Genomic DNA, 21,828 nt, shown 5'->3' on the forward strand with positions numbered 1-21,828 from the left:
TTTGAAAGGCTAAAGTTAAGCGAATTAAGACATAAACATTGATGCGATTTGCGATGCACCAAAAACAATGCCGATGCCAACACAAACAAAGAAAGCTTTACGCATTTCAACATAACCAGCAATCCATGCAAGCCCAACACCAGCAATCGCAATGGTTGCGATTGATTTTGCAATTGGTCCTTTTAAAGCATCAACTATTTTTTGAAGAGCAGTTTCAATTTTTCCGAAGCCGCCATCAGCAAATGCTGGTTCACTCAGTGCCATGAAGGCAATAAACAGCATCAATGCTGCTGTTAACCATTTCTTTTGGGTGTTGGATAGAATAGTTTTTTGTAAGGTATGTTCACGAATGAACGAATTATTCATGTTTTTCATGAAAATTCCCCCGCTTTATGTTTAAGTTAATCACAAAATTAATATTCAAAATATTAATCGGGAATCATATAAATGAAAAAAATAAATTTTTCTATCGATAAATTAATAATATTTAATCTTTTATTATTTAATGAACAAAAAATATAGTAATATTCAAAATGATACTTTTAAAATATCTTCGAGCAGCGCCTAAATATATTGTCTTAATTTGTATTATTATTTTAGGATACTTTTATTTCAGTCAACATACTGAAAATATTATGCAATTTTCTCTTTTTGAAGGATCAGAAAAGACAATTGGAAACCCCGTTCAAAATCCGAAGTCACAATTGGTTGATTATGCAAACCAACAAGACGCAATCCAACAAAATGTGGTGTTGCATTCAGAACCAATCGCATCACAATTTTATGAAGAAAATGTGCCGGTCTATTCCGGTGCTATACAGGTCACAAGTGGTGTGACCTTTAAAATGATTACGCTTGTAGATGATGGGTGGAGAAAAAAGATCATCCGTGATATCCGTTTATATGGTGTGGAAAGCTGTGAAACACGACAATTTGCCTCACGCAACGGAGTTAAGTGGCCTTGCGGTGCTTTTGTTACGGCTTGGCTTGTTTCAAAAACAATTGATAAAAAGGTTACTTGTCGGCAAGCACGTGTCGTTCAACAGGTTCATTATGCACAATGTTTTGTAGATGGGGTTGATCTGGCGCGGTTGGGGCTGGCAGAAGGGTTGATGGTGTTGACAAAAGATCAGCATCATTTTCCATCCCCCGCAGACTATAAAACTCTACAATCTGCTGCTCAAAAAGCACAAAACGGTTTATGGTCGAGCCAATTTCAACAACCAGAAGATTGGCGAAGAGATCATGGAAGCTATAATCCCATTGACCATAATTAATATTGACCATTATTGATAAAGCGTCTTTTCAAGCGCTATTTAAAAATCAAGACAATATTCTACTGCAAATCTTATCAGAAAAAAGTTAATGATAATCCACACAGTCCTTGGTGGACAACGCTCGTTATGAAAATTTGTTGTGTTTAAAATATCCTTATAGGTTGTTTACTACAGTGCTATGGGAGAGCGCGTTTCCTTGGCTATACGTCATTTCGTTTTGCTTTTTAAATGAAAAGCTCTTCGCTTCTCAAACTCTTAATAATCGCACCCCAAAATCATGACATCAAACCTGCATTTAAATGAGAAGGCTAAAAGCCTTAAGTTTTAAAGGCTGGGAAATTCTGTAAAAGCGTATCGTTAGGCGCACGTGTGCCCCTTATCAATAACCAAAAGGCCTATCTTGTTCTTTTCTCACGCGGCTTTGAGATCATGATTAAAGAGAAAGCTTATAGGGGGATAAGTCAAAAGAAAGTGATGAAAATAATAAGGTATTTTAAGTGATATATATTTGAAAATATTATAAAAAAGACAAGAAAAGATAATAAATGGGTATTTTGTTATATAAATACTTAGCGTTAAGCGGATAGGTTATGAAAAGCCTTTCCAAAGTTTTTAAAACTGATTGTCTTCATACGTGTTAAAGTGTACAATGACGTTGTCAGGTGTGAGTTACACAAAATACTCTTTTAGTTAGAGATTGATAACTCACATTTTATTGTCGTGGGGTATTTATTTAATATGCATGTCCACGATCTGTATCTGGCGATTTTGTTTCAAAAAACTTTTTAGCTTGTTCTTCTTGTTGGGCTCTACGTTTTTCCTCTTCACTTTTACCACAACCTGTAATATTCAATCCTATAGTCAATAGAGCCAAGCATATTAAAATAAATTTTTTCATTTTTCCCCTCTTTAAAAATTATATGTATTAATCTCATCAATTATATCGGAATACAGATTTAATTATCGTGATCTTTTGTTTTTTATTAGTATTGTTAATGGAAAAATATGTGAACAGTTTATTGTAAATATCTTATAAGTTTATCATAATAAAAAATTAGAAGGAAAGAGCCAAAACCTAATATAAAGGAACAAATTGTAATGTTTATTAGTGCTTTGACCAACCTATTGATAATATCATAATAGGAATTGTAAACAATCCCACAAACCCCATTATCATTATAAGGCTTAGTATCAATCTTAAAGGACCACGAAGCCATAAAAGCAAAAGGACGAGCGCCTCTTTGCTTATTTGTGATTTTGACATTATTTTCCCCTCACGCGCTTAAATCAAGATGCTCCACAATATACACAGTACGATAAATGATACAAGTTATTTTGTTATAAAATCTTCAAGATCTGTTTGATGTTCAACGGATGAAATATCCGGTTTGGTAGAAGATGATTCTATTTGATATTCTTTCATAAAAGCAACTTTTTCTTCTTTGAAGAACAGAATAGGATTCACTCAGTATTGATTAGGCAATTTTGGTTTTAAAATTCCTTTTTGTATGAGCTCTCTTAAACCGTTGTGAAAAGTTCTGTCGACCATATCGCGCTTTTTTCCATTTATACCCCCATCAAACCAAATTAAGGTAACGCTGCTGGGATCTTCGTTTGTTGATTTATTAGATCGATATTCTTCTAAAACTATTATCAAAGCACGATGTCCTGTACGAGATAAATTACAAATTGCGTGAATGCCATCAGCAAATATTTCTATAAAATTTTCTTTCTTTATTTTTTCTGTGACGTGAATTGTAGGTATGACCTCTGTTCTATTCGTATCAGAGTTGATAAATTTTTGTTGTGTAATGGACGTTTTTACAACTTTCTTATCGGTAAAAATTTCAGATTTTTTGAAAAAAGAATTTTCATACGGGGAATATTTTTGCTTTATAAATTCAAATCGATGACGTGACCTTTGGTTCTGAAAAAAGCTTATGAAAATATAGAGAAAGGCAGAAACGGAACATCATTTCCTTCAAAAAACAATAAATGGCTTCGAATTAAACTAGGACTTCTAATGCAAGCATTGCCTTATGTTGTTATGTTTATGAAAAATGGGTTGCAATCTGAAAGAGAGTGTAGCGGTTCTATGGAATTTTTAGCAAAATGAAGGGGATTTTTTTCAGGTATTTGAAGAAGCTAAAGAGACTATGAGGAAAAAAATGTGCTTTCTTTTGTTATAAAAGAAAGCACACTGAGGGGGAATTTAGAGTGACAGTTTTACATATTTTACTCTGAAAAGCGGTCTTTTTTATCTTTTTTCCACAAAAAATAAGTTGCAAGTCCGAGAATGGGAACACTCAATTTGGCAAAAGGGAGATGTTGACTGAGAGCTGCAAGACTGGAAACAGTCGCATCTGTCATGAGTTTGTGGCGTTGTTCTTCTGTCTTTTTTTGTTGGTCATAGCGTTGATAAGTTTTGAGAACGCGACTGATAATAAGACCTAATCCCGCAAGAGAAAGACAAATTAAAAACATGATACTGGCGGCAGCAAGAGGCTTCATAACAGAACATAACGCAATAAAACCGATGGTACATAAAAAAAGCAAAGACATGAAGAATGAAATGCTAATAAACCCATAGAAAATTGCTTGAAGGCGTACTTGCTTGACTGTGCTTTTAAGCCCTCCACCGACAAGATGGTTTAAAAGAGGAGCGATAAACTTATGCATTGCTTAACGACGTAGTAATTGAGAAAGAATAAAACCAACCCCTGCGGCAAACAAAACGCTTTTGCCAGGATTTTTGCGAACGCATTGATTCAGAGTTTGTTCAAGATCACTAATTTTGTCTTTTGCTTGAGACATCATGTCTTCACCACTTTCTTTCGCTGAGTGATATAGTTTTTCCGCTTTGTCTTTGGCGGCGTTGAATTTGTTTGCACCAAGATCTGTTAGGGTTGAGGTAATCCCTGAAATTTCAGTGCGTAACGTTTCTAATTGTCCTTGTAGGTCTTTTTCTACGGCTGATTTATCGTGCTGTGTTGTTTTATTATGGGCCATGGTATTTTTCCCTCTTGATTCATTATATTTGTATTGGTGTGTTCATAGTGATCATTTGCATTGGAGTGAAAATTTTCACTGCTTGAGTAACGCCAAAAGCTTTTTTTGGTTCCTTTCATTTTGTCGAATTTAAAATTGTTTTTGATAAAATAAATCTTTCCTATACGATATGCTTTGTCTGTAAAGGGTCGCATCTGTTGAGAATTGTCTTATGCTTTTGCAGTAATTTAGCACCATTCTTCAGTTTCTCGTGGCGCAGTTTTTTATAAAAGTTTTTTAAAAGTGTGCTGAGGCTTATTTTTTAAGCTTGTGACAGGTAAAAAACATCGTTGTTGCGATTTTGCGGCAGAAGTACTGTCATTTTTATACTTTTGCAGCAAAGAAAAAGAAAATAATATTGCGGCTCTTTGCTCTCTATGTATTTGGGGGCAACACGCGCTCCCCATGATACTTTTGGTCAGTTTAAGAATATTGCGATCGTTCTTTTTTAAAAACGTAAGGTATATTTTTATTTTAGGATAGGAGAGGTACTTTAGTGCACTGGTTGTTAGAGAAGTGCATATCCTTTTCTCCGAGGATTTTATGATATTTTTGCTGCTTGTTTCATGTAAGAAAATATTTTGTTGGCTTCAAAAGAGCCGCAGAAATGAGAAAAGCTTTGCGATATGAGAGATTTATTTAACAGGAACGATGATAAATTATTCTTATAAATTAAAATATTATATGCGATACTTCTTGTAAGTTTATCATTTTGCCTAATTTATGCAATAAATTGATTGGGTAAGATAAACTTGTTGAATTGTTAGAGAAAAATTTCTTGAGTAATTTCTTTAGAATTAAGAGAGAGCTTGTGAAATAAAACTATACTTGATTTATCAAGTTTTCTTTCTTAAGAGGAATACACAAGTGACGTTAAAAGGGTAGTGGCATTGTGGAACAGTGATGCTATGCGGGGTGACGATCCAGCTCATAAATAAAGATAAGAGCACAAGAATGTGAGATAAAAATGGAATCTGAAACAGTCCCTTTAGATAAAACAGTCCCTTTAGATAATATGTCTGCTGTATTGACAGTGCATGATTTTTCTCCTCTTTCTATGTTTATGGCTGCTGATTGGGTGGTGAAAGCCGTTATCATTATTTTGTTACTTGCTTCACTTATGTCTTGGACAATTGCTTTTGTGAAAATTGTTGAGATCACTTTGGTAAAACGAAGAGTACGTCATGAACTTCAATTGGTTCTAAATGCTCAGACTCTTACGCGTTTGGCAGCTAGCTTGAAAGAAAGCAAAGGAGCTGGTGTGTTTTTTCTCAAAGAAGTCCTTAAAGAGGTGTATCTTTCTGCACAACAGGTTCATTTTTCTGCTCCTGAAGGGATAAACGAAAGCTCTGGTGAAAAAACCAGTGTAGGGGAAAATGCACAAACGATTGAAGATATTCTCTTTTATGAGGAGAGCAATCAATATGAAGATGTTTCCCGCGATGTTCGCGATGCTAAGGCTCGCGATGTTCATGAAGGTTTAAAAGAAAGGGTTCATTCACTTTTGTCACGCTGCTTGCTGGCTGCTACACGCCGTGTTGCATGTGGAAGTGCTGTTCTTGCAACTATTGGCGCAATTGCTCCTTTTGTTGGTCTTTTTGCAACTGTTTGGGGAATTATGAATTCTTTTATTGGGATTGCTCAGTCTCAAACAACGCGACTTGATGTGGTGGCGCCTGGAATTGCTGAAGCCTTATTCGCAACGGCTGTTGGGCTTTTTGTGGCTATTCCCGCCGTTGTTATGTATAATAGCCTTATGCGTGCTTTGAGTGGTTATCGTAGTGATTTAGGTGATATCGCTGCTGCTCTTGAAAGGCTCTTGAGCCGTGAACTTGATAGACAAAGACAACAGAAAAGTCATAAAAAATGAAAGCAAGCCTTAATAATGATTGGGATATAGACGAGAGTGGGTTGCAAAGCGAAATCAATGTAACCCCTTTTATTGATGTTGTATTGGTGTTGCTTATTGTTTTTATGGTTGCTGCGCCTTTGGCAACATCTGCCATTTCCGTTCAGCTTCCTTCTATAACTCAAGCACCTTCAGTGGTTCAGTCTGATGAACCTCTTTATGTTACGTTGCAAAAAGATCGTTCTCTTTACATTGGTGATCATCTTGTAGAACAAGCAGCTTTGAGAGACGCTTTGTTGAGGGAAACGACGCAAAATTTAGAGGCAAAAATTTTAATCAAAGCGGATAGCGAAATTGATTATGGTACTGTCATCGATTTATTAAATCAAATACGTATGGCTGGATATCATAAAATCGGTCTTGTAGGATTGCAAAACTCTACCAATCTTGTCTCGAGAGGTGAGATCAATAATAAAACAACAGGGGTAGCGAACGCTGCTGTCGATGGAGCGGGCGGTAGCGCGGGTGGTAACGTTGTGGGGCATGTGGATGCCGTAACAACGAGCACTGCGGGAAACGCTAATATTCCAGCCGATGTCTCTGATCAGTGATAAAAAACAGCCTTTGTTGCAGGAAGCAAAGCATATTACTCAAAGTCGTAGAGTGAAATTGATGAGGGTTCCGTGGATTTATTAAACCAAATACGCATGGGTTTGATATTACGTAGGGGTTTGATATTACGCAGGGGGTTCATATATTGAATCGGTTTTTTTAGGATTAAGCTCTACTCATTTTGCCGCAAGAGGTGCGATCAAGAAAACAGCAGAGGCGATTGTTGTGTATCTTAATACATCTTAAAGCCTTTTTTGCGGCGGTGTTCATAAATGGTATAACGGTAAAGCCCCCGTAAAATAATCAAAAAACCTATCAAACATCACCATCTTTACGCTTAACAAAAGAGCAAGCGAGCACCATTATCGTATTTATATTTTTTTCCAAGACAGTGTTAATATACGTATTCATTGTAGGCATTTTTTCAGTTTTTATCTGTATGCTAGCCACGTTTGGAATGTGAGAAACATGCTTTTGATTGATTTAATATAAATAGGCTTGCCATAAAACAATCTTACAGTATTGAGATTTCTCATTTAAGTTGAAAGACAATTCATTATTATTATAAATCAATATGATGTATAGATTGTCGACATTACAAGCAGTGTGTGAACGCTCAATGGTTAGTGCCAATGTTTTTGTTATGGGGGAGGGGTATCTGGTGATAATGAAGTTTTGTATAGTGCACGAGACGTAATTGAGAGATGCTTGTTTAGAGGTGCGTTTAGTGAAAAAACTTTGAAAGCAAATGCGCACTCCTTCTGCACTTTAAAAGCTCAAAGAATTTCCAGTGAAAGAGTGGTTGGGTATGTGTTATTTTGAGAGTAGCGATTTTTCAGAGCTTCTTAAGTGTGTCCCGTTGAACCAAAACCTCCTGTTCCACGGCTCTCGTTATGGCTTTGGGTATTTTGCTCTGGTTCAATGGCGCAAACATTAACTTGGGATACAGGGGCGATGACTGTTTGGGCAATGGCGCGCATGCCCCGTTTAAATGGAAAAGTCTTCTTGGCCTAAATTGATAAGAAGGAGTTTGACTTCACTTCCGGATAGTCACACTCAATCGTTCTTGGAGTGTTGAGGCATGTAATGCCCGTGTTTTAAGGCTAAGCCAGAGCGTGGACGGATGCGTGCTTCACAAGCCCCACGTGATAAATGAAAAATTGAGACCTGTTGGAATAAGTGTCCGCTGCTCAGGGGCAAGAACCAGTGTTTCTTCTTTACCAATTGCTGCTTGTAAATCCAAGACCAGCAGAACCAGCCGTTGTGTAGTGAGGAAGTTCTAAATCTTGTCCCAAGTGCAAGACACTGAACGGATAAAGTCAGGGGATGTGAAGATCGAGAAGAGACAGGAGAAGAGTAAGGATACTTGTTTAGAGGGGCGTTTAGTGAAAAAACTTTAAAAGCAAATGCGCACTCCTTGTGTACTTTAAAAGCCCAAGGGGTTTTAAGTGAAAGAGTGGTTGGAATAAGTGTGTGTGTTATTTTAAGGATAGCGATTTTTTCAGAGCTTCTTAAGTGTGTCCCGTTGAACCAAAACCTCCTGTTCCACGGCTCTCGTTATGGCTTTGGGTATTTTGCTCTGGTTCAATGGCGCAAACATTAACTTGAGATACGGGGGCGATGACTGTTTGGGCAATGCGCATGCCTCGTTGGATGGAAAAGTCTTCTTGGCCTAAATTGATAAGAAGGACTTTGACTTCACCACGGTAGTCACTATCAATCGTTCCTGGAGTGTTGAGGCATGTGATGCCGTGTTTTAAGGCTAAGCCAGAGCGTGGACGTATTTGTGCTTCAAACCCAAGAGATAAATGAAAAATGAGACCTGTTGGAATAAGTGCCCGCTGCCCAGGGCTAAGAACAAGCGTTTCTTCTTCTCCAATTGCTGCCCGTAGATCAAGACCCGCAGAACCCGCTGTCGCGTAGCAAGGAAGTTCTAAACCTTGTCCGTGTGCAAGACGCTGAACAAATAAAGTCTGGGCATGTGAAGATTGAGAAGAGACAGGATGGTTGTTTAGAGAGGCGTTTGTTTCAGTGTGCGACATGATCGAGGCATTTCCAAAATATGAGGTCTAGAAGAAAATGATACTTTAACAAAAGATATCTATAAAACCAAGTCGATAAAGGTGTGTGGATATAGGTTGTCCCCAGAGCTTGCTTATCATCTCTTACTGACTTAAAATATTCCACAACACCACCTAACATTATCAATGGCATTTTTCAATAATGGCATCATCAAGGATGGCTTATGCCTAGGGGCATGCGCTTATTTGAGATCTAAATTGTGGTTACAGATAAGATTTTTTAGATACTACCGATAAGAATACCCGTGGCAAAAACCAGAGCTCCCCCAATGATGACCTGTAAAGAAGCGCGCCAAAAGGGAGTTGACATGAATTTGTTCTGAATCCAGACGATGGCGCCTAGTTCGAAAAAAACAATGATAAAAGCAATAATTGTCGCTACATAAAAAGAGTTGATTAAATAGGGAAGCGTATGGCCTAATCCTCCTAATGTGGTCATAATGCCGCTGGCAAGGCCTCTTTTTAATGGCGAACCACGTCCTGATAATTTGCCGTCATCATGGGCTGCTTCTGTGAAACCCATCGAAAGTCCTGCACCAATTGAAGCTGAGAGTCCTATCAAAAAAGTTTGATGCGTGTCTCCCGTGGCAAAAGCTGCGGCAAAAATGGGGGCAAGGGTGGAAACAGAGCCATCCATTAACCCTGCTAGACCTGGTTGAATCCAAGTCAAAAGTGTTTGTCTTTGCGTTTTCGAAGGTTTTTTTATGGTGTGATTTGCCGCTGTTGTTTTTTGGGAGGGATGGCGGTTTTTGCCTTTCACAAGAGAAGTTTTGTCACATAATGAACCGATAGTGTTTGCACGATTATGGCAAGAAAGGCACAAAAGTTGCTTATAATTTTTAAGCTCTTGAAGCCCCATGGCGGTAAAAACCGCGGCTTCCTTAGAGGAATAAGGTTCTAGAGCTTTTGCATATTTTAAATAGAGCGCCGCATGTTGCTCTTTTAATTTGAGCGCTTTAAGTATCACGTTTTGTGCTGAACGAAAGGACAGAGCTTTACGTTGTACAAATGAAAAAAACGATCTCAACATTTTCTGTTCCTCTGCACTTTAGAATAATTCTAAAACATAAGAAAAATAAACCGAAAGTCAATCTAAAAGTTCAAAACTGAAAAATTGCAAAAAGGTTGCACTGAGAAAAAAGGTGATGGGATGCTGAGAAAGTACAAGGAGATTTATCAAATGGAGACGACAGGGGCGCATGAAAGAAATGATTACGTGAAAAAATTTAAGAGACAATGTGCTTTATTTTGCTAAAGGGGCGTTTGAATGGAGCATTTCAATGTATTGATGCTCGAGAATATAGGAAAGGAATAAGCTAGCATCATCATTCATTTTATGCGTTCAAAAGACTGTAACAGCTCTTAGAATTTGAAATGATTCTTTTAAAGGAGATCTTTATTCAAGGGATAAAAGCCCATTTCGCGAGGGGGCCTCGTGAAGAGTATAGAAGGGTAGAGCGGCAAAATTTCCATGAAATAATATAAACTCCATTGAGTCTTCTTAATCTTTACGCTTCATAAAAGAGCAAGCCGGCATCATCATACACCTTAGCTCCCAGTGTTACGACAGTCTTTAGCACTGTTCATTATAGGCATGACATTTTATTGTACAGTTTTACGCCACTCATTCTGCTTGTGGAGGTGATAAGACAGTATTCTTATGATATTTACGCGCATTTTAGCGTTGTTACAGCTTTTGCATTTAGGTGGATTTGTTAGCGTGTAACGAATTATCTTTTGTGCTGTAATTGCAGGGACAGATAAAGGTGGGAGTGCATAAATGACAGAGATATTATCATATCAAATTGTTTGATCACGCATAAAAATTTATGCTTTATGAAGGGGCATTTATCGCCTTGTAACTTGCCTGATATCTTGCATGAAAGCCCAAAATTCAGTAAAATTCTCTCACTTCAAAACTTCTTATCTTAAATCAATTCAAATCATTTTCTTGTGTATCACAAGGAGGAGTGTGGGTGCTGTGTTTTTATTTAAAGTATGGGATGAATTGAAATGTGAGAAGTGCATAATCTCTACGCGTTAACAAACGTTTTTGATGTTTTTAAAAAAGAGCGAAATTGTGCAGAAAAAAGAGGAACTCTATGGACATTGATGATAGTTTAGAATGGTTTTTGGGTTTGCACAAACTAACAATACCGCAGGCAGCGCTTTTAATAGTTGGATTAAATCCAGGAAAGTGTTTGTTTCACGATGAAATGGAACCAGAAAAGAGTGATATTTACGAAGATAACCTTTCCGTATCATCAGAGAAAACTGCTTGTTTCCGAGGAGCTTATAATGCCATAGTTCAGGCAGGAAAAGACGATCAATTAAAGATAGAATGGTCGAGTTTTTCTAATTATATAGAGACATATTCCTCATATGTTCTCGTTGATGATTTAAAAGAATGGCTTTCGTCGCGTGGTCTACGTCCTGCGTTTTTTTTTTCCTGAGGATGATTCTGCTGAGACTAAGGATCAGAAATATTATGCGTTTCAAGATCCAACGCATCCACGTTATGCTCCAAAGCTTGCTGCTATTGTTGCAGCATGGGAAGCGGTGAGTGAGGCTGAGGGTGGTAAAACTGTTAAAGGAACGCTTATAAAGTGGCTTAGTGACAATGCCGTTCAGTACAAGTTGGTGGATGATGATAATTTACCAAGAGAGAAGCTCATTGAGGAATTAGCGGCTGTTGCGAATTGGGAACCTACCGGAGGGGCGCCTAAGACACCTGCCAATTAATTTTATCAAAAGAAAAAAAATAAAAAGATCAGTAAAATTGTGCTGCTTTTTTTGATAATTTTGAAGGTAATCTCTTTTTCTGGGGGATATTTTTACTTTTCTTCCCTAGATTATAAGTAATTGTTTTTCAATGAAAATAATTTTTATAGTGTTCCTCTGACTGTTCAGGCGGGGGAAAATAGACATTTTGGGGCAGTAAAATTTACCCTGTAGTTTTCGTAACTTACCTCTCTATTTTTGTTTGATTTTTTTGGTCATTTTAAAATCCATTATAAATTGAAATGAGAATGCAACATGAGAAAAATATTTTCTTTTTTTACGGTGCGTGGAAGTGCAAAAAATCCTCAAGTCAATGCACCGATAAATACACCGATATTGGAGCAGCCTGTTGCCGATGAGGTGGTGCGTAAATCGTTGAGAGTAGGTGTATTGTCGTGTTGGTTAAAGTTTGAACTTACCCTTGTTATGGAAAAGGTCAAAACTGAGCGCCATAGGCTTTCTCCATAAAGAAATCTTGTCATCTATGAGCGAATGAGGATTTCTCTTGAAAAATTTGCACAATAGTAAAACTCGTTAGCAAAACCCGTTCTTTGGCGTAACAAAAAGGATGTCATAAATGATTATCTCATCATAAATATGCTTTAAGAATAACCCTTGCGTGGCGAAAGTCTATGGCGTAGTCGCTATAGACTTTTGCTCCGTGTGTGGTGATCAATGCTCTTGTTTATCTCTTGTCAATGCAAGTGCCCATGAAAGTGATGGGTGTCTATTGCTCCATTGTGATGCTTGGTTGTTCATGTTTAGAAACGACAAGTGTATTAAATGCGATAGGGCTGATAGAAAGGAAAACGTATCCTGTAAAAAATAGGTATGTCTTTAAAATAAAGCTGATAAACGAAATTATTTTTTTATCTACCTTTTATATGGTGAGAGAAAGGTATTCAAAGTGCAAGCATACGCAATTTAGCAGTAAATCCCAAAATAGCATAGATCGTTTCTCGGAAAAGGGGAAGAAAATCTATCTGTAAAAGCTATGTTGGGTCGTGTGACAGGTGAAATAATGCGGTTAGGGCAATAAACAATTGTTATTGGTGAAGAGATAGAAATCGATTGGGGGTTGATTTCTAGTTTATTAGAGAATTTTCTTTGTTATCTCGTAAAAATACTATTTTGAGGTGTGGTCATATAAAGCGAAGCTTTTTTCAATCTTGGAAAGATATTCCCATTGCGGAAAATCATATAAAGTTTAAGCAACGGCAGCACGATTTTTTGTGCAATGAAATGATAAGTATGTACAATATCTCGGTAATCTCCATGGGAAACTTTACCGGATCCAAGGTGTGGATATTGTCTTCTGCTTATCCCAAATCGCAAATATTTCAAAACAACAACGGTGGAGCAAAACAACAACGGTGGAGAATGAATGTTGGATATGTTCTAGGGAAGGTTGCAAAAAATGGCAGTTTTCAAAAAAATACCAAAAATGACGAAAGGAGCGGTTTCCCACTCCTTCGTTCCTATCTCCCCTTGCGGGGAAGCGGCCACCATTACTGATGCCGTGTATGCTGATATAGGTACACTTATTTTTCTCAAAAGTCAATAGTGTAAATGCGGTAAATATTTGAGCATCAGAGCTACAACTTTATGAAAATCTTCGCAGGATAATCTTGGAACGGTACGTGAGCAACTTAAACGACTTACAGAAACTGTTGTGACATAATTGCAGATAATCCATGCTTTTTTATTCTCTATAGGAGATTGTATTGGATACGCAGCGGGATTATTGGGTTGTGATTTCGTTGAAAAAGGTAAAACTGTCACATTTCCATATAATTTTGCATTCTTAGAAAGCACTAAAACAGGCCGCTTTTTCCAAAATTCAGGGAGTATCGAATCATGAGGAAAATCACACCAAAAAACTTGTCTGATGCGTGGTGCCGATTTGATTCGTGGTTTTATATGAGGTGGTTTTTGGTAAGGCGCATTTAAATCTCTTTCTTTTATATGCTCACGCCATGCATTATGATCATGTTCCATCATAACACATGGTTCTTCAAGTTTGGTTATATCTAAGGAAATAGGTGATAGGGTAGAAGGCTCTGTGTTCTTATCTTCAGCCATAGCAGACCATTTATATTTATTGGTCCCCTCACTTATTATTTTACGGCTTTTCTATCACGAGTTTTTATCAAAATGTTGCTTATAAGTACAGAGAGGTGAAACCATAAAATGGATGTATCTGCTTATTTTTGTCTTTTGAGTACAACGCTAGAGGAGGGATGTTGGTGACTCGTTGGTGTTGGTGGGGTGGTTTGGCGGTGGGTGGTTTTGGGTGGGGATTGGTGACTGGAGAGTTGTTGGTTAGGGGGGAAGCGATTGGAGAGAACGAGTGAACGCGGTTTCGTTTCTATTTTATGGTTAGAGTTTTTTATTGCTTGAAAGAATGCCTTTTGAAGTAATATAGAGGCTTATAAGGCTGAAAAATAGGCTTGAGACGACATTCCAACCGGCAAATGAAAGAAAAAGAAAGCGTGTGGATGCTTCAGAACAAGAAGGGGGATGAATGCTATTTAATTGGTTAAGCAGCTGGTTAATGTCTGAGGTTTTTCTGACTGCGCTTAAACCACAACTGAGGGGAGCTGCCCAAAAGCCATATTCAACACCCGCATGATAAATGGCTAAAACAAGGCTGATGCACATTAAGACAAAAACACACAAAAATAAAAGTTGTACCCAAGCAGTTATGCGAAAAAAATATGCCCCAAAACCTGCTAAAAGCAAAAATGGTATGGCACCATAATAGGGGAAACGCTCTATGAGACATAAATCGCAAGGAAGATACCCTCCGAAATGTTCAAAACCAAGGGCAATACCTATTGTGGCAGACAAGCAAAAAGCGAGAAAAAAAGCCCATAAACTTTGTTCTTTTCTGCTGGGTTCAAGATGAAGGTGCTTGTGTAAAAGTGGGTGAGAAGACAAAACGCATGCCATTAAGTCTGTTCCTTATAAAAGCTTCTTGTTTAAAAAAGCTATGAAAATCCCATAAATTAAAAGGAGGCTAACACAACCAATGAGAACAATCCATTTGAAATGCTGTACTAGAAAATTCATTGCTTTTTGTCCAAAATGTTTAATCAGCCACGCGAGAAAATAAAAACGAGCGCCTCTAGAAAAAATACAAATAAGCATGAAAAGTTCAAGACGCACACTCATAACACCGGCCAAAATTGTGACAATCTTGATGGGGGGAAGATGAAAAAAACCTGATGTTATCAGTAAAATGATTAGAAATTGCAGGGTTGCACTATTTTTCAGAGATTCAAAACTTTCAACCTTACCATAAATTTCTAAAATGGGTTTGGCAAGGGTATCATAGGCAAAATGTCCGATAAACCAACCGGCAATGCCTCCTAATACAGAACAGATTGTCGCAATCAAAGCATAGCGATAAACCCGTTTTTGATGGATAAGAAGCATCGGAATATATAAAACATCTATGGGAATTGGAAAAACAGAACTTTCAATAAAGGCAATGAAACCAAGCCAGTGTGGTGCTGTACGCCGATTTGCTAAAGAAATCGTCCAAACCTTTAATTTGTTTAATATCATGAGGCTTTTATAAGTTTAAGAGGTAAAGACTTTACAAATGAGATTGCTATAAATCCGGTAGAGAAATCCAATAAAGAAAGTATTTCATAAAATAGATAAGAAAATGATATGAATTCTTAAAAAATGAGAAGTCTTCTGTTGACGAATCTGTTCTTCTTCATATAGTGCAAAGGAATAATCGACAAGTCTGTCTTTTATAGTCCTGTCTTTTATAGCAGTGTGCGGGTGTGGTGGAACTGGTAGACGCGCCAGACTCAAAATCTGGTTCCGAGAGGAGTGTCGGTTCGAGTCCGACCACCCGCACCACTTCATAAATATTTTCCTTTATCCTGTTATGGCGCATCACGTTGTTTTATAGAACATGGGATTTATAAAACATGGAATTTATAGACCGTGTTCAATGTTTTGCATGTTGAATGAAAAACCTCGAATACCGTAGGATTCTCTCATTTCAAGTCTGCTTATAGTAAATCAACCAAAATCATGTCGCTCGTACGTTACAAGCTAGATGAGCTCGCGTGGAGTGAAATTTTACAAAAAATGAATAAAAATGCCTCTTATGCCGTTTCAAGGGCATCATTGGAGGTTAAAGTGTATGATGGATGGGGGTGCCTGCTTGCACTTTTATGAAGTGTAGAGATGGTGCTTTATAGATTTTATATTCTTGTAGGTGCTGTCGCAAAATGGGCTTGAGGGTTTTGAGAGCTGTTTCTTTAAAACATGCATGTGAATTGGCAACCCAAGTGTCTTGAATTTGAGTGTGTTTGGTTTGAAGCGTTGTCGTATGACATGAGGGGCGTGATCGCCAAAAAGATATGTGAGCAACAAAAACATGGGGCAATGTGTAATCTCCTCTCTTTAAAAGACAGGAGCATGAGAGGCTTAAAAGATTATGCTTTAGAGGCTTTATAGATTTTATATTCTTGTAGGTGCTTTCGCAAAATGGGCTTGAGGGTTTTGAGAGCTGTTTCTTTAAAACACGCATGTGAATTGGCAACCAAAGTGTCTTGAATTTGAGTGTGTTTGGTTTGAAGCGTTGTCGTATGACATGAGGGGCGTGATCGCCAAAAAGATATGTGAGCAACAAAAACATGGGGTAGTGCGTAATCTCCACTCTTTAAAAGACAGGAGCTTTAGAGGCTTAAAAGATTTTGCTTTAGAGGCTTTCGAAAGTCGTAAAGCAGAGGGAAATGGTAAGATTGGAAATTGGTTTTTACCTTGACAACTTCATGTGCTCCCTAAATGAAGCTGTCTCCCCGTTATAGAAATTACATAAACAGAGAACCGCAATATTCTCTCTCCACTCTTGGCATATAATAGCGGTAAAATACTGTTGTTTGAAGTGTGGTCATATAGGGCATACTTCCTTGAAACGTTACAGTATTTTTTTCGGTGTGTGTTGGATATTCTTCAGTGTTTGTCTTGCTTGAGATTTAAGGGCATTCCATGAGGAGGAGCCCAAAGAAGCCCGCCCAATATCCCCCAAGAGTCTCCAAGGGTTTTTGTGCTTTTATAAACGGACATGGTGTTTAAGAATGGGTGTTTAAAAATGGGTGTTTAGAATCTTTATCCTTTAAGAGCGGGGAGGCCAAGTCAACATCATCTTATAAAACTGCAATTGATGCACAATATCCATATTTATTTTAAAGAAATATCTCTTAAATAACGGCTCTCATTTATTTTACGATGGCGCCCAGTGGTATGATGGTAAAGCTTTTATATTCCAAAGGCATTACATGAAAGGCTGAGAGGATAGAAATTTGCTTTAAGAGAGGGAGAGGCTTTATTGTTTCGTGACTATTTGTTTAAAGTTTAGTACAGGTTTTTAGAATCTACGTCTTTTTAGGGGGAAAGGGGCATTAAAAAACCCCGTTTTTAACAGGGTTTTTTAATCGTTCAACTTTTCTAAAAAACTTAGAATTTATAAGCGATACCAAAGCGAACATCATGCGTTTGAGAAGAGATTTTAAGGTTATCGTTTGCAAATTTCTTTTTAAAAAAATCTGAATAACGATATTCTGTCCGCATAATGATATTATCTGTCATTGCAAGATCAAAACCACCACCAACAGTGTAACCAAACATTGTTTTTGTCTCATCTAACACATTGCCAGAAGCAAAAATTGTCGAATCTTCTTGCGATTTTGATAAAAGTGACATGATATATTGCATCTGTCTATAGGCTATACCCCCTGCAATATAAGGCATAAGACGATGGGAAGCAAAACCTATGCGCGCGCGCGTGGCACCAGACCACGTTTCTTTCAATGTTACACTGCTAACAACAATGTCACCATAGTTGGATATCGTTTCACCCTGAGCTGCAGGTTTTATGATAGGAATCCCAGCTTTTTTAAAGGCAATGTTAATGGAGTTTGATTCATCTAGAATTTTCTTTCCATTGTCTGTTTGGGTGCTTTTCCTCCCAGACCAGACCATATCGGTATCAAAACCGAAAACAAGATCTCCCAGATCAATATTAGAACCTGCATACAAACCTGCTCTCAATCCTGATAGTTTCGGTGATAAATCTCTATCAACCCAAGCCCACTTTCCGTCCCTGGCTTCTTGTGCATAATTTAGAGTATTTTTATTGGAAAAATATCCAATTTGTCCTCCAAAATAAAAACCAGACCAAGAAAAAGGCGCAGAAACAGTAACCGGTGAAATACGTGATGACGAAACATCTTGCAATGAAACCTTCGGTTCTGATTGCTTAAAGATTACTGTATCTGCTGCTTGCGCTGTTGAAGCGGTAATGAAGGTGAAAATAGATAGTGCAACTAAACATTTTGTTTTCATAAAAACGTCCCCAATTTATTTCAGATACAAATCGCATTATATACGAATTGGTTAAAAAAATCTATATTTAATATCATTATGAAAACTAAAACATTCAAAAACTCTATAATTATCCATATTTAAGCGTTCTTGAAACTTGTTTTCATGCTATTATCCCGCGTTTATATTGATTTTTCAGTATTTTTATATACTCTTTCAGTGTTCTCTGTGTTTTAGAAAAAATTATAGTATAGTAAACAAGCTTTCTATTTGTTAAAAAAATATTACTTTATATACATTAAAACACTTTTTGTTATTAAGTGTATTATCCATTATGATTGACACCAATGTGCTTAAATATTCAATTTATCGTAAAAATGCATATTGGCACCGTCATATTCGTTGCTCGTTTTTGATATTGCATAGCTTTGTATTGCGGTAGCCTTTTGAGCACTCGAGGGGATGGGCGACTTTATTTCTTTTTTATCTATATGCCACTTTTGCTTATAATAATCTAAGCGAATAGTTTTGATTGATTGAATGGAATACGAAGAATCAGAAGGAGTAAAGTGCGAGAATCTCAAGTCTCATGAGGTTTCTTATGCGCCATGTAAAACGGATAAACTCTCCGTTCCGTTCGCTTAAAGCCGGAACGTGGATGAGAGCCTAAAAACTGAATGTCGTTGGCTATTTTAAAGAGATTAGCGCGTGCATTCAGGTTTTTGTGGAAATGGGTGAGGGCGCCATAATGGGCAAATGCCTCCAATTTCTTGCGAGCTGTCAAGGATATCCCCGTTAGAGAGCTGATTGTTTCAGCAAAGGTCAAAACCTTTCGGTGCATTGAATTTTGTTCCAACAGCTGTTCCTCTATTGAGCACCCCCATCTTCACGCTTCATAAAAGAGACATTTTTCAATGTTCCTAAACCCATTTCATGACAGCGATTGTGAATGATATAATAATAAATCTATTGAGCACTCCCATCTTCACGCTTCATAAAAGAGACATTTCTCAATGTTCCTAAACCCATTTCATGACAGCGATTGTGAATGGTATAATAATAAATCTATTGAGCATCTCTTTTACGCTTCATAAAGGAGCACGCCGGTACCATTACTATATTTGCCAGTTCGTGGGGTGTTGTGACAGTCCTCTCCACAATGTTGTGACAGGAGGCCCCTTTGTCCGTTGTGACAGTCCTTGGCACTTGAGGTGGTTCATTAGAGGCGTTTGTAGTTCTTATCGGATACAATTTCTATTCACATATTCATTGCGTTTGTGATGTGCAAGTCAGTGATTTTGATTGATGCAACATGGGACCGATTTAAAATGAGAAAATCTTACGGTCTTTAGGATTCTCATTCAATATGGATAACGCTAGATTATCATTATAAATAAACACATTATCTCATTGAGATAAGAGTTATCTACCCAATGTTATCAATAATGATAACATTGTAAAGCGTAACTACGATGAATTCATTAATCTTTTTATACTTCGATTGAAATTATGTCTATTAATACCGATTTTTTTGAGCTCATTCTGTTTGGTTGATAGCTAATAGATTTTCAAAATCAAAACGCGAAGCTAGAATGAAAAACACCTTAAGGTCATATCCATTTAAATCACTTTCTGCCAGTATAGCCATTGGGTGTTGAGCTATGACTATCCATGCCTTTGCAAAACCGTTGTGCCTTTTAAGTACAATATAAGCAACAAAACCACCCATAGCATAAATGCGGATCAGAGCCTAAAATGAACGCTGTGGGTAATTGTTATCGGTCATCATCGGGGTGTTTACACCCCGATCTTTTGACAGAAAGATTTGTTTAAGATGTTTGCATCTTTTTTAGTGGGTTGTTTATTGGGGAGCAATCATCTTTTTAGGATCAACTAATCGGTCATAATCCTCTACAAAAACACCTGCTTTTAATGCTTCGGTGCGCAAAGTTGTATCATTTTTATGCGCTGCTTTGGCAATTTCAGCAGCTTTTTCATAGCCAATTTCTGGTGCAAGAGCTGTGACTAACATGAGTGAGCGCTCCATGAGTGAGTGAATATGAACACGATTGGCTCGTAATCCTTGAATGCAATGCATATCAAAAGAACGCATGCAATCACCAAGAAGGGTAATTGATTGTAAAACGTTATAGCCAATAACAGGTTTATAAACGTTGAGTTCAAAATGTCCTTGGCTTGCGGCAAAGGTTACGCTGGTGTGATTACCAAAGACTTGGCATGCGACCATGGTTAAGGCTTCACATTGCGTGGGGTTGACTTTGCCGGGCATAATAGAAGATCCTGGTTCATTTTCAGGAAGACTGAGTTCCCCTAAACCGGAACGTGGACCAGAGCCTAAAAACCGAATGTCATTGGCAATTTTAAACAGATCAGCAGCGAGAGCATTCAAGCTCCCGTGGAAATGCGCAAGGGCACCATGATGGGCAAGTGCTTCAAATTTATTGCTGGCAGTTTGGAACGTTATTTCTGTGAGAGTGCTCACTGTTTGCGCAAAAGCAACGTCAAAACCTTTTGGCGCATTCAGCCCTGTGCCAACAGCCGTACCACCTTGAGCAAGCATTTGGACATCGGTTAGAGCATTTTCAATACGCTGAAAATTGGCTTCTAATGCGGCACGATAGCCTGAAAATTCTTGCCCTAAGGTTAAAGGGGTTGCATCTTGCGTATGGGTGCGGCCGATTTTAATGATATCTGCAAATTCTTGCTCTTTTTGTTTTAATGTCGCAATAAGAGCTTCAAGGATTGGCAGTAAGTGTTGGCGTGTTTGCAACGTGGTGGCAATGTGAAGCGCCGTGGGAAAGGAATCGTTCGATGATTGGCTCATGTTGACATGGTCATTGGGATGAACTGGTTTTTTGCTTCCAAGTTTTCCTCCCAAAATCTTACTAGCACGATTAGCAATGACTTCATTGACATTCATATTGCTTTGTGTGCCAGAACCTGTTTGCCAGACGGACAGTGGAAAATGCGTATCAAAATCGCCAGCAAGCACTTCATCAGCGGCGGCAATAATTGCTTTTCCAATATTTTCTGGTAGTTTTCCTTTGCCCATATTTACAATCGCTGCTGCTTTTTTGACAAGGACTAAGGCATAGATGATGGCAAGAGGCTGCTTTTCACTGCCAATATTAAAATTATGCAGAGAACGTTCAGTTTGTGCGCCCCAATAACGATCTTGACGTACCGAAATCGTTCCAAAGCTATCCGTTTCCTGACGTGTTTCAACCATGATAAGATCCTTTTTTGTTCACGGGTTCTCAAAAAAGATAGATAACGCGAAAGTGCAATAAGAGGCAAGACTTTGAAGCTTCATTTAGAGAAATTATTTTTATGGCTATTCTTGACATTGAGAGATGCCGATTTTATATCTAACACATGCTAGCACTCGTAATTTGAGAGTGCTAGCAAGAACTTTTAAGATTAATTCAATTATGTTCAGTTTTAAGGATTTAAAACATGGCTAATATACAATTCCGCCCACTTCACGACCGTGTCGTTGTCCGTCGGGTTGAATCTGAAAATAAAACGGCTGGTGGGATTATCATCCCTGATACAGCAAAAGAAAAACCCCAAGAAGGCGAAGTGATTGCTGTTGGCAATGGCGCTCTCGATGATAACGGAAAGCGCGTGCCTTTAGAAGTCAAAACAGGAGACCGTATTTTGTTTGGAAAATGGTCTGGAACTGAAGTCAAGATTAATGGGGAAGACCTCCTCATCATGAAAGAATCTGACATTATGGGAATTATGGGCTAATTGAAGCACTTAGTTTTTCATTGTGTACTATTTTGAGAAAACTCCAAGGAGAAAT

22 protein-coding genes, 1 tRNA gene and 2 pseudogenes are annotated in these 21,828 nt (G+C 37.9%); 11 read left to right on the forward strand and 14 right to left on the reverse strand.

The annotated features are described in order from the left end of the window. Positions 1-24: 24 nt before the first annotated feature. A complete protein-coding gene (locus tag ACFINL_RS03115) occupies positions 25-375 on the reverse strand; it encodes a TrbC/VirB2 family protein (protein WP_375650066.1) in 351 nt (116 codons plus the stop codon). Positions 376-533: 158 nt separating this feature from the next. Here ACFINL_RS03115 and ACFINL_RS03120 point away from each other — a divergent pair, with 158 nt between their 5' ends. Next, positions 534-1,277, forward strand: coding sequence for a nuclease (locus ACFINL_RS03120; RefSeq protein ID WP_375638296.1), 744 nt, complete (start codon positions 534-536; stop codon positions 1,275-1,277). A gap of 733 nt (positions 1,278-2,010) precedes the next feature. On the opposite strand, the gene ACFINL_RS03125 is transcribed toward ACFINL_RS03120, so the two are convergent. Continuing rightward, positions 2,011-2,175 (reverse strand): hypothetical protein, encoded by a 165-nt coding sequence (locus ACFINL_RS03125; RefSeq protein ID WP_273758902.1) that lies wholly within the window; start codon positions 2,173-2,175, stop codon positions 2,011-2,013. A 1,023-nt stretch (positions 2,176-3,198) separates the two neighbouring features. Between ACFINL_RS03125 and ACFINL_RS03130 the strand changes: the two genes are divergently transcribed. Then, positions 3,199-3,393 (forward strand): hypothetical protein, encoded by a 195-nt coding sequence (locus ACFINL_RS03130; RefSeq protein WP_375612520.1) that lies wholly within the window; start codon positions 3,199-3,201, stop codon positions 3,391-3,393. 119 nt (positions 3,394-3,512) lie between these two features. Here ACFINL_RS03130 and ACFINL_RS03135 read toward each other — a convergent pair whose 3' ends face one another. Together ACFINL_RS03135 and ACFINL_RS03140 are read right to left on the reverse strand one after the other, a co-directional pair. Then, entirely contained in the window at positions 3,513-3,956 is a 444-nt protein-coding gene (locus ACFINL_RS03135) for a hypothetical protein (protein WP_375650072.1), read from the reverse strand. Positions 3,957-3,959: 3 nt separating this feature from the next. Then, the gene (locus tag ACFINL_RS03140; protein WP_375622672.1) at positions 3,960-4,286 is read right to left on the reverse strand and encodes a YqjD family protein; all 327 of its coding nucleotides are present in this window, start codon (positions 4,284-4,286) and stop codon (positions 3,960-3,962) included. Between the two features lie 1,006 nt (positions 4,287-5,292). On the opposite strand from ACFINL_RS03140, the gene ACFINL_RS03145 reads away from it, so the two are divergent. Together ACFINL_RS03145 and ACFINL_RS03150 are read left to right on the forward strand one after the other, a co-directional pair. Beyond that, on the forward strand, positions 5,293-6,195 hold the full coding sequence (locus ACFINL_RS03145; protein ID WP_375650080.1) for a MotA/TolQ/ExbB proton channel family protein: 903 nt from the start codon (positions 5,293-5,295) through the stop codon (positions 6,193-6,195). Next, positions 6,192-6,785 (forward strand): biopolymer transporter ExbD, encoded by a 594-nt coding sequence (locus ACFINL_RS03150; protein ID WP_375650087.1) that lies wholly within the window; start codon positions 6,192-6,194, stop codon positions 6,783-6,785. The genes ACFINL_RS03145 and ACFINL_RS03150 overlap by 4 nt, the downstream gene beginning before the upstream one ends. A gap of 846 nt (positions 6,786-7,631) precedes the next feature. On the opposite strand, the pseudogene dut (ACFINL_RS03155) reads toward ACFINL_RS03150, so the two are convergent. The 3 genes and pseudogenes from dut (ACFINL_RS03155) to ACFINL_RS03165 all read right to left on the reverse strand — a co-directional run bounded on the left by dut (ACFINL_RS03155) (position 7,632) and on the right by ACFINL_RS03165 (position 9,897). Continuing rightward, positions 7,632-8,109: pseudogene (gene dut, locus ACFINL_RS03155) on the reverse strand (dUTP diphosphatase). A 188-nt stretch (positions 8,110-8,297) separates the two neighbouring features. Further along, entirely contained in the window at positions 8,298-8,828 is a 531-nt protein-coding gene (gene dut, locus ACFINL_RS03160) for a dUTP diphosphatase (RefSeq protein ID WP_375611593.1), read from the reverse strand. Positions 8,829-9,087: 259 nt separating this feature from the next. After that, positions 9,088-9,897, reverse strand: coding sequence for a VIT1/CCC1 transporter family protein (locus tag ACFINL_RS03165; protein ID WP_375611594.1), 810 nt, complete (start codon positions 9,895-9,897; stop codon positions 9,088-9,090). A gap of 1,072 nt (positions 9,898-10,969) precedes the next feature. Here ACFINL_RS03165 and ACFINL_RS03170 point away from each other — a divergent pair. The 4 genes from ACFINL_RS03170 (at position 10,970) to ACFINL_RS03185 (ending at position 13,163) form a co-directional block, all read left to right on the forward strand. Continuing rightward, positions 10,970-11,320: a hypothetical protein gene (locus tag ACFINL_RS03170; protein WP_375611595.1), complete on the forward strand. Its 351-nt coding sequence runs from the start codon at positions 10,970-10,972 to the stop codon at positions 11,318-11,320. Then, positions 11,289-11,609, forward strand: coding sequence for a hypothetical protein (locus ACFINL_RS03175; RefSeq protein ID WP_375650093.1), 321 nt, complete (start codon positions 11,289-11,291; stop codon positions 11,607-11,609). The genes ACFINL_RS03170 and ACFINL_RS03175 overlap by 32 nt, the downstream gene beginning before the upstream one ends. A 294-nt stretch (positions 11,610-11,903) precedes the next feature. Beyond that, the gene (locus ACFINL_RS03180; RefSeq protein ID WP_375650101.1) at positions 11,904-12,116 is read left to right on the forward strand and encodes a hypothetical protein; all 213 of its coding nucleotides are present in this window, start codon (positions 11,904-11,906) and stop codon (positions 12,114-12,116) included. A gap of 783 nt (positions 12,117-12,899) precedes the next feature. After that, a complete protein-coding gene (locus tag ACFINL_RS03185) occupies positions 12,900-13,163 on the forward strand; it encodes a hypothetical protein (protein ID WP_375650105.1) in 264 nt (87 codons plus the stop codon). Between the two features lie 42 nt (positions 13,164-13,205). Here ACFINL_RS03185 and ACFINL_RS03190 read toward each other — a convergent pair whose 3' ends face one another. From ACFINL_RS03190 to ACFINL_RS03200, 3 genes are all read right to left on the reverse strand, one after another. Continuing rightward, entirely contained in the window at positions 13,206-13,730 is a 525-nt protein-coding gene (locus ACFINL_RS03190) for a type II toxin-antitoxin system PemK/MazF family toxin (RefSeq protein ID WP_375611597.1), read from the reverse strand. A gap of 297 nt (positions 13,731-14,027) precedes the next feature. Further along, entirely contained in the window at positions 14,028-14,600 is a 573-nt protein-coding gene (locus ACFINL_RS03195) for a disulfide bond formation protein B (protein ID WP_375646509.1), read from the reverse strand. Between the two features lie 12 nt (positions 14,601-14,612). Continuing rightward, positions 14,613-15,218, reverse strand: coding sequence for a YqaA family protein (locus tag ACFINL_RS03200; protein ID WP_375650117.1), 606 nt, complete (start codon positions 15,216-15,218; stop codon positions 14,613-14,615). A 221-nt stretch (positions 15,219-15,439) separates the two neighbouring features. On the opposite strand from ACFINL_RS03200, the gene ACFINL_RS03205 reads away from it, so the two are divergent. Further along, positions 15,440-15,524: transfer RNA gene (locus ACFINL_RS03205), tRNA-Leu, on the forward strand. A 742-nt stretch (positions 15,525-16,266) separates the two neighbouring features. Further along, the gene (locus ACFINL_RS03210; protein ID WP_375650124.1) at positions 16,267-16,440 is read left to right on the forward strand and encodes a hypothetical protein; all 174 of its coding nucleotides are present in this window, start codon (positions 16,267-16,269) and stop codon (positions 16,438-16,440) included. Between the two features lie 692 nt (positions 16,441-17,132). Here the strand turns inward: ACFINL_RS03210 and ACFINL_RS03215 are convergent. The 4 genes and pseudogenes from ACFINL_RS03215 to fumC all read right to left on the reverse strand — a co-directional run bounded on the left by ACFINL_RS03215 (position 17,133) and on the right by fumC (position 21,249). Beyond that, complete coding sequence (locus ACFINL_RS03215; protein ID WP_375621582.1) at positions 17,133-18,020, reverse strand: outer membrane protein; 888 nt, start codon at positions 18,018-18,020, stop codon at positions 17,133-17,135. Positions 18,021-18,645: 625 nt separating this feature from the next. Continuing rightward, a pseudogene (locus ACFINL_RS03220) lies at positions 18,646-18,865 on the reverse strand (lyase family protein); the annotation flags it as partial. A 671-nt stretch (positions 18,866-19,536) separates the two neighbouring features. Next, on the reverse strand, positions 19,537-19,728 hold the full coding sequence (locus ACFINL_RS03225; RefSeq protein WP_375611601.1) for a hypothetical protein: 192 nt from the start codon (positions 19,726-19,728) through the stop codon (positions 19,537-19,539). Between the two features lie 132 nt (positions 19,729-19,860). After that, positions 19,861-21,249: a class II fumarate hydratase gene (gene fumC / locus ACFINL_RS03230; RefSeq protein WP_375611602.1), complete on the reverse strand. Its 1,389-nt coding sequence runs from the start codon at positions 21,247-21,249 to the stop codon at positions 19,861-19,863. 227 nt (positions 21,250-21,476) lie between these two features. On the opposite strand from fumC, the gene groES reads away from it, so the two are divergent. Continuing rightward, positions 21,477-21,773 (forward strand): co-chaperone GroES, encoded by a 297-nt coding sequence (groES, locus tag ACFINL_RS03235; RefSeq protein WP_005774667.1) that lies wholly within the window; start codon positions 21,477-21,479, stop codon positions 21,771-21,773. The last annotated feature ends 55 nt before the right edge of the window (positions 21,774-21,828 follow it).

The organism is Bartonella sp. AA78NXGY (genome assembly GCF_042197005.1).
GTDB lineage: Bacteria > Pseudomonadota > Alphaproteobacteria > Rhizobiales > Rhizobiaceae > Bartonella.